Genomic DNA, 7,000 nt, shown 5'->3' with positions numbered 1-7,000 from the left:
CGGGATCTTGGGCTCTCCGGCCAGTCTCACTTCGCCCTTGAGGGCTTCCGCGATCGATGTTCCGAAACTTCCCGGCTGGTAGGGATAGATTTTCAGGTTGTTCTTGATGTTGTTGACAGCGGGCTTGGGGTCGTTGCCGTTCTCGATAAAGGCCCGCAGGGCATAGAGTATTGTGTTGGTCCTGGAATGGGAGACGAAGTATCCCCCTTCTGGAAGGGGGCCGTCATAACCAGGGCCGACGATCAGATATTTTCCGCCAAGGCCCCGGTCGGGACCGGGTTTGCCCATGTCGGTCACCCACTGGAACCACATGTCGTTGACCGCGCCGAGGCCGTTTGTCGGCTGATCGATCACAACCGGGCCCTTTGAAAGATCAATCCAGCCGAGGTAGTAGATCGTGTCCGCATTTGCGGTCAGGAACAGCGAACTGGAGTCCATCAGTTCTTCGAAAATGACGATGTCACCGCTGCCTGCGCCGATGCTCTCCATGCCCTTCTTGATGGCGAGGGCGGAAGCGCCCCGGAAACTGTTGTTGTAAGTGTTAAGCGCTCGGGTGAAATCGAGCGTATCGAATATTTTTCGCGCGGTTTCATCGCTCGGGGCGCCATCCTTGAATTCAAGCGTGCCCGCGCTTGTTTCGACCGTTTCCGGGGCCGAGAGGGACTGGACGATTTCCTTTGAAACCTCAGCGTAAGAGGGAGAAAGGCCCAGAGTTAATAGAATGGTTGAAGCAAAGAGTATTTTGTATTGTGTGTTCCGAAGATAAGACATTCAATTCTACTCCTAAAAATTCAGGATCAGATAGGCGTTACGTAGTGTTTTCGATTGTTTTGTTAAGAGGTTAGACTTTTTTGAGGCTGAATATTTCTTGATTTTTTAAAAGTTATCCGAGCCTGCTGTTCACGGCCGAAACGATGATCCCGGCAGCCTCGAATGGGTCGTAATTCTCGTTCGTTAAACACTGGTTGAACCGAGCGTTTTGTGCGGAATGTCTTTGTCTTTCCAGGATACGACTGGAAATTCGGAGAAATTGCAAAAACACACTTACAGCGCGGGTACAGCAGCATCCTCAATGCACGGGATTTTTTTACAGTGATAGAGATACCTAGGTGAACTTTACGCTAGGTCATTTTTGGTTGCAACCCACTTCGGCAATGCATTGTTTCGGGCAAACAGATTCGTTCCACAGTCTTGCAACGATCGTTCCTAAAGTGGCCAGAACACGAGAATGGCCGGGATGGCAATGACGAGCACCAGGATTTCCAGCGGCAGACCGATGCGCCAGTAGTCACCGAAGCGGTAGCCGCCGGGGCCCATGATGATCGTGTTGTTCTTGTGGCCAATGGGGGTGAGAAAGGCGCAGGACGCGGCCACGGCGACCCCCATCAGGAAGGGATCCGGATTGACGCCGAGCGTGTTTGCGATCTGGACCGAAATCGGCGCGGCGATCAGGCAGGTGGCGACGTTGTTCAAAAAGTCGGACAGGGTCATGGTGACAATCATCAGGACGGAGAGCGTCACCCAGGCGGGCGCACCTGCCGTCACCGTGACGATGCCGTCGGCGATCAACTGGGCATTGCCGGCAGATTCGAAGGCCTGCCCGAGCGGGATCAGGGAACCCAGCAGCACGATCACCTTCCATTCGACCGAATTGTAGACGTCCGATCCGCTGACCAGTCCCGATGCGGCGTACAGGATGACGCAGGCGGCGAGGGCGACCGGCAGATAGGCAAGGCCTGCGACCGCAGCGGCGATTGCCAGGACAAAGCCTGCAATTGCCAGCCGGGCCTTGCCGCGCTGGATCATGCCGGTCTTCCGGCCCTCGAGCGGCAACACGCCGAGCCAGGAACAGGCGTTGTCGAGCCGGTCCTGGGTGCCAAGCAGCAGGAGCACGTCGCCCGGCCGGATCTTTTCGTGGCGGACACGCTTCTGGATGCGGCGTCCCTGCCGGGAGATGCCGAGAAGGGTCACGCTCTGGCCGTAGAGAAGCCGCATGTCGAAGGCCGAACTGCCGATGATGCGGGCATTGTCCGGAGCAATCGCCTCGATCAGGGACAGTGCGCTGCCCGTCAGTCCGCCCTTGTGCCGTTCGGACCCGGCAAAGTCGAGCCTGGCGGCTCCGATGAAGGCCTCGATGGCCTTTGGATCGCCCTCGACCACCAGAAAATCATCGGACTTGATCGGTTCACGCCGGGCGAAGCCCCGGATCCGCCGGCCGTTGCGGATAAGGCCGATGATGGCAACGTCCTTGTCTTCGGCTACAGGATATAGATCGCCGACGGTCAGTGGTTTGTCCTCCGAAATCTTGCCGACTTTCAGTTCAGCCGAGTAGAGGCTTTCCGCGAAGCCTTCCTGTTTGGGAGGAACCCGAAAATGATCGGGCAGCAGGCGCCACCCGACGAGGGTGACGAAGGCGATGCCGCCGACGGCGACGAGGAGCCCGACAGGTGTGAAATCGAACATGGAAAACGGCGCGCCAAGTGCGTCGGAGCGGTATTCGGCAATGACGATGTTGGGCGGCGTGCCGATGAGCGTGATCATGCCGCCCAGGATCGTGGCGAAGGAGAGCGGCATCAGAGACAGGCCGGGAGAGCGTTCCGCCTTCCGGGCCGCTTCCAGGTCCAGCGGCATCAGGAGCGCAAGGGCGGCAACATTGTTGATGATGCCGGACAGGCCGGCTCCGACAAGGGCCATCAGGCCGACGTGACCGGAAAGGCTGCGGGAGGCGGACAGGACATGCCCGGCGATCAGTTCGACCGCACCCGAATTCATCAATCCGCGTGAAACGATCAGAACAAGCGCGATGATGATGACGGCGGAATGGCCGAAGCCGGAAAAAATCTCATGCGAGGGAACCAGTCCGAGGAGCGCCCCGAGGACCAGCGCGGAAAAGGCAATCAGATCAAACCGGACACGCCCCCAGATCAGCAGGGCGAAAACGACGCCGAAGAGGACAAAAAGGGCGGTCTGATCGAAAGTCACGGGATAACGGCTCCGGCAGAAACGGGGTATCTTGCCGAAGCTGATCATGCCCACGCCGTAATCTCAAGCCGCTTTCCCGATATTCCCGGGCATGCCGCTTGAAAGGGGGCGATCGAGTTTCCGCTTATGCCGGCGCTTTGGTCTTTCCCGCCTCCCGTGGCTTCACACGACCGTAACGTTGAGGGGCGGCAGACCCGCAATGGAGGCTTCCAGGACATCGCCTTTTTCAACCGGTCCGACACCGGCCGGTGTCCCGGTGAGGATCACGTCGCCGGCATCCAGCCGGAAGAGACCGGAGAGGTTGGCGATGATTTCCGGAACTTTCCAGATCAACTGGTTGAGATCGCCCTCCTGGCGGAGGGTGCCGTTGACGGTAAGTGCGATGCGGCCGTTTTCAGGCGATCCGAAGCGGGTGGCGGGAACGATTTTACCCACCGGGGCGGAGCGTTCGAAGGCCTTGCCCGCTTCCCATGGGCGTCCGGCCTTTTTCGCCTGTCCCTGCAGGTCTCTGCGGGTCATGTCGAGGGAAACCGCATATCCGTAAACATGGTCGAGCGCTTCATCGACAGGAATGTCGCTGCCGCCGGATTTCAGCATGACGGCCAGTTCGATCTCGTGATGAACGTCACCGGACAGCGGCGGATAGGGGAACTGGCCGGACGGGTCCAGGTTGTCAGGGTTCTTCTGGAAGAAAAACGGCGGTTCCTTGTCCGGGTCGTGGCCCATCTCCACCGCATGGGCCGCGTAGTTGCGGCCGACGCAATAGACCCGGCGTACCGGAAAGCCCGCCTCGCTGTCGGAAACGGGCAGGATGATTGGCTGAGGGGCCGGAATGACTGTCGGCATGGCAAGGCTTTCCAGATAAACGGGAGATCTGCTTGTACCTATTTCCCCGACCACTTGTCGAGACGGGCCGGGATGTCTTTCACGTCTGTTTGTCCGGCAGGACTGCCTTCATGTCTGAGGTTGTGGAGAGGCTTGCGCGTTCTCTTCGTCCTGATCGGGTTCCACACCTTCATCGGGCATGAACCAGACCACGGCAAAGGTCAGGATGCCGGCGGCAATCAGGTAGAAGGCTGGCGCAAGGACCAGGTGCGTCTTGTCGATGAGGAAAGTTGCCACCAGAGGCGCGGTTCCGCCGAAGAGGGCCAGCGGAATATTGTAGCCGATGGAATAGCCCGTTACGCGGATCGGTGCCGGAAACTGGGCGATCATCGTTGCCATGAGCGGCGCAAAGAAGCAGGCAAGGACGGTGGCAAGGCCAAGCTGTCCCAGGATCACAAAGACCGGGTCCTGGTGATGCAGCAGCCAGAACATCGGCAGTCCCAGAACCGCGACACCGCCCGATCCGATCAGGAGGAGTGCCTTGCGGCTCGTCTTGTCGGCAAGATAACCGGCCGCCGGGAGCAGCAGCATGAACACGATCATGTCCGACGTGTTGATCGTCAGCGCTCGGCTTTCGCTGAGTTTGCTGTAGTCCACCAGGTAGGTGGTGAGATAGACGAAGGTCAGGTAGAAACCGACACCGTTCAGAACATTGCAGGCCATGGTTCGCAGAAGGGCGGGCCTGTGATTGCGCATGACTTCGCCGACCGGAACGCTGACCGGATCCTGGGCCGAAGGTGGAAGATCGATCTCGTCCGCCGTGTTGCCACGCCTGATCAGGAAGCCGGTCAGGCCCACCAGCAGGCCGAAGGCAAAGGGAATGCGCCATCCCCAGGTGCCCAGGTCTTCCGACGGCAGCAGGCTGGTTGCCAGGGCCGCGACCCCGGACCCGAGCAGGACACCGAAGACAGCGCCGACAAGTGCCCAGGAGACGACGAAACATCGCCTGTCCCTGGGGGAAATCTCGTAAAGGTAGACCGAGGAACCGGTGTATTCACCACCCACGGACAAGCCCTGCAGGAGGCGCATGAGCGTAAGGATGACAGGTGCCGCAATGCCGGCCTGCTCAAAGGTCGGCAGAAACGCGATCAGTGTCGTCGGGATGGCCATCAGGGCGACTGAGAGCAGCAAGGCCCGGCTGCGGCCCATCCTGTCGGCGACATGGCCGAGCAGGAGGCTGCCGATCGGCCGCATCAGGAAACCGGCGGCAAAGACGCCGAAGGTGCTGATCAGGCTGACGGTGGGATCGTCGCTCGGGAAAAACTGGTGCGCGATGATCGGGGCCAGATAGCCGTAGACGGCAAAGTCATACCATTCGAGCGTGTTGCCGACAGTGCCCGCAATGATCTTTCGGGTTTTCGAACCAGCGAAAATGCCCATAACACCCCTCCTTCAGAACGTCGTTCCGTCACGTCCCGGGTGAGCATAAAAGGCATGTCTTTAGCTTCCGTTTCAGTGCCTTGAACTGAAAATCAGGGCGGCAAGCCGGGTCCCGGGAAGGGGGAGGTCTTTCGGGCGCTTACATGCGGTGAAGAAAAATGTTCCGCAGATCAGATCTGCAGACGCCCGGAAACGGGAACATCGAGGTCGTGGGGATGGTTGACGAGTGCCCTGAGGGCAAGGCGCAGCCCTTCGGCCGCCGTTTCGGCGGACATGCTGGGTGCCCCGATATTCTCTACTCTTGCCGCGACTTCCGGCAGATGCGGCAGATGGATCCAGCCCGCGGGAATGCCGCTTCCGGCCGTGGCGAGGTGATGCAGGATGCCGTAGAACAGGTGGTTGCAGCAGAATGTTCCGGCAGCGTCGGAGATTTCCGCCGGTATCCCGCCGTCGCGCATGGCCTTGACCATGGCCCGAAGCGGCAGCGTGCTGTGATAGGCGAGGGGACCATCCGGCGCGGTCGGCTCCCCCTGCAGTTCGACACCGGCATTGTCCTTTAGGCCGTAGCGGGTGGAATCGTTAAAGTTCTGGGCGATACGCTCGACACTGATCGTTGCCCGGCCGCCATACTCGCCCAGCATGACCACGGCATCCGCGCCCGTTTCGTTCAACGCGGCGGTTACGGCGTCTATGCAGACAAAGAAGGTGTTCGGGATGATCCGAGAGACGATGCGCGCACCGTCCAGAATTTCGCCGTCCAGCCGCTTTGCGACCTGCTCTGCAGGATTGACCGGCGTGTTGCCGAAGGCTTCGAAGCCGGTCAACAGGATCGTTTTCACTGGATACCCCTCCCTTCCGTTTGGGCCAAGGTTAAGCACTTGAAGGGAAGAGATACAGAGGCAAATCAGGTGTTGAACTTGAACAGCAATACGTCGCCGTCCTTGACGACATATTCCTTGCCTTCATCGCGCGCCTTGCCCGCTTCCTTGGCGGCCGTCTCGCCGCCGAGCGTGACGTAGTCGTCGTAGGCAATGGTCTGCGCGCGGATGAAGCCGCGTTCGAAATCCGTATGGATGACGCCGGCCGCGCCCGGGGCCTTGGTGCCCTCGGTGATCGTCCAGGCTCGGGTTTCCTTCGGGCCCGCCGTGAAATAGGTGATCAGGCCGAGCAGGTCGTAGCCGGCGCGGATCAGGCGGTCGAGGCCCGGTTCTTCCAGCCCGATGGTTTCCAGGAATTCTTCCTGCTCTTCCTTGTCGAGCTGGGAAATCTCGGCCTCGATTGCAGCCGAAATCACGACGGCGGCAGCACCTTGTTCCCTGGCCATGGCGGCTACCTTCTCCGAAAGGGCATTGCCTTCTCCGGCCGAGGCTTCGTCGACGTTGCAGACATAAAGCACCGGCTTGGAGGTGAGCAGGTTCAGGCCCTTCAGAAGCCTGGCTTCTTCCGCATCGGCGGTTTCCAGCATGCGCACCGGCCTGCCGTCCTGAAGAAGGGCAAGCGCCTTTTCCATGATCGGCAGGACGGCCTTGGCTTCCTTGTCGCCGCCCGTCGCTTTCTTCTTCAGCGGTGCGATGCGGCGTTCAAGGCTTTCCATGTCGGCGACCATGAGTTCGGTCTCCACCGTCTCCGCATCAGCGATCGGATCGATGGTGCCTTCCACATGGGTGATGTCGTCGTCCTCGAAACAGCGCAGGACATGGGCGATGGCGTCGACTTCGCGGATATTGGCGAGGAACTGGTTGCCGAGGCCTTC

General features: G+C 59.9%; 6 protein-coding genes. All 6 read right to left on the bottom strand.

The window, feature by feature from the left end:
- On the bottom strand, nucleotides 1–771 hold a 771-nt coding region (locus tag ACQY7U_RS10145; RefSeq protein WP_428644073.1), incomplete at its 3' end, for a DUF1254 domain-containing protein.
- A 435-nt stretch (nucleotides 772–1,206) separates the two neighbouring features.
- Nucleotides 1,207–2,982: an SLC13 family permease gene (locus ACQY7U_RS10140; protein WP_428644071.1), complete on the bottom strand. Its 1,776-nt coding sequence runs from the start codon at nucleotides 2,980–2,982 to the stop codon at nucleotides 1,207–1,209.
- A gap of 162 nt (nucleotides 2,983–3,144) precedes the next feature.
- Nucleotides 3,145–3,828, bottom strand: coding sequence for a fumarylacetoacetate hydrolase family protein (locus ACQY7U_RS10135; protein ID WP_428644069.1), 684 nt, complete (start codon nucleotides 3,826–3,828; stop codon nucleotides 3,145–3,147).
- A 108-nt stretch (nucleotides 3,829–3,936) separates the two neighbouring features.
- Entirely contained in the window at nucleotides 3,937–5,247 is a 1,311-nt protein-coding gene (locus ACQY7U_RS10130; RefSeq protein WP_428644067.1) for an MFS transporter, read from the bottom strand.
- Nucleotides 5,248–5,417: 170 nt separating this feature from the next.
- Nucleotides 5,418–6,086, bottom strand: a complete 669-nt coding sequence (pcp, locus tag ACQY7U_RS10125) for a pyroglutamyl-peptidase I (RefSeq protein WP_428644065.1) — start codon at nucleotides 6,084–6,086, stop codon at nucleotides 5,418–5,420.
- Between the two features lie 65 nt (nucleotides 6,087–6,151).
- Nucleotides 6,152–7,000: redox-regulated ATPase YchF (gene ychF / locus ACQY7U_RS10120; RefSeq protein WP_428644063.1), on the bottom strand; the 849-nt coding region annotated here is incomplete at its 5' end.

Source organism: Roseibium sp. (assembly GCF_050301095.1).
Taxonomy (GTDB): domain Bacteria; phylum Pseudomonadota; class Alphaproteobacteria; order Rhizobiales; family Stappiaceae; genus Roseibium.
The sequence above is the reverse complement of the archived record's forward strand: the minus strand, read 5'-3'. Positions and strand labels throughout refer to the sequence as shown.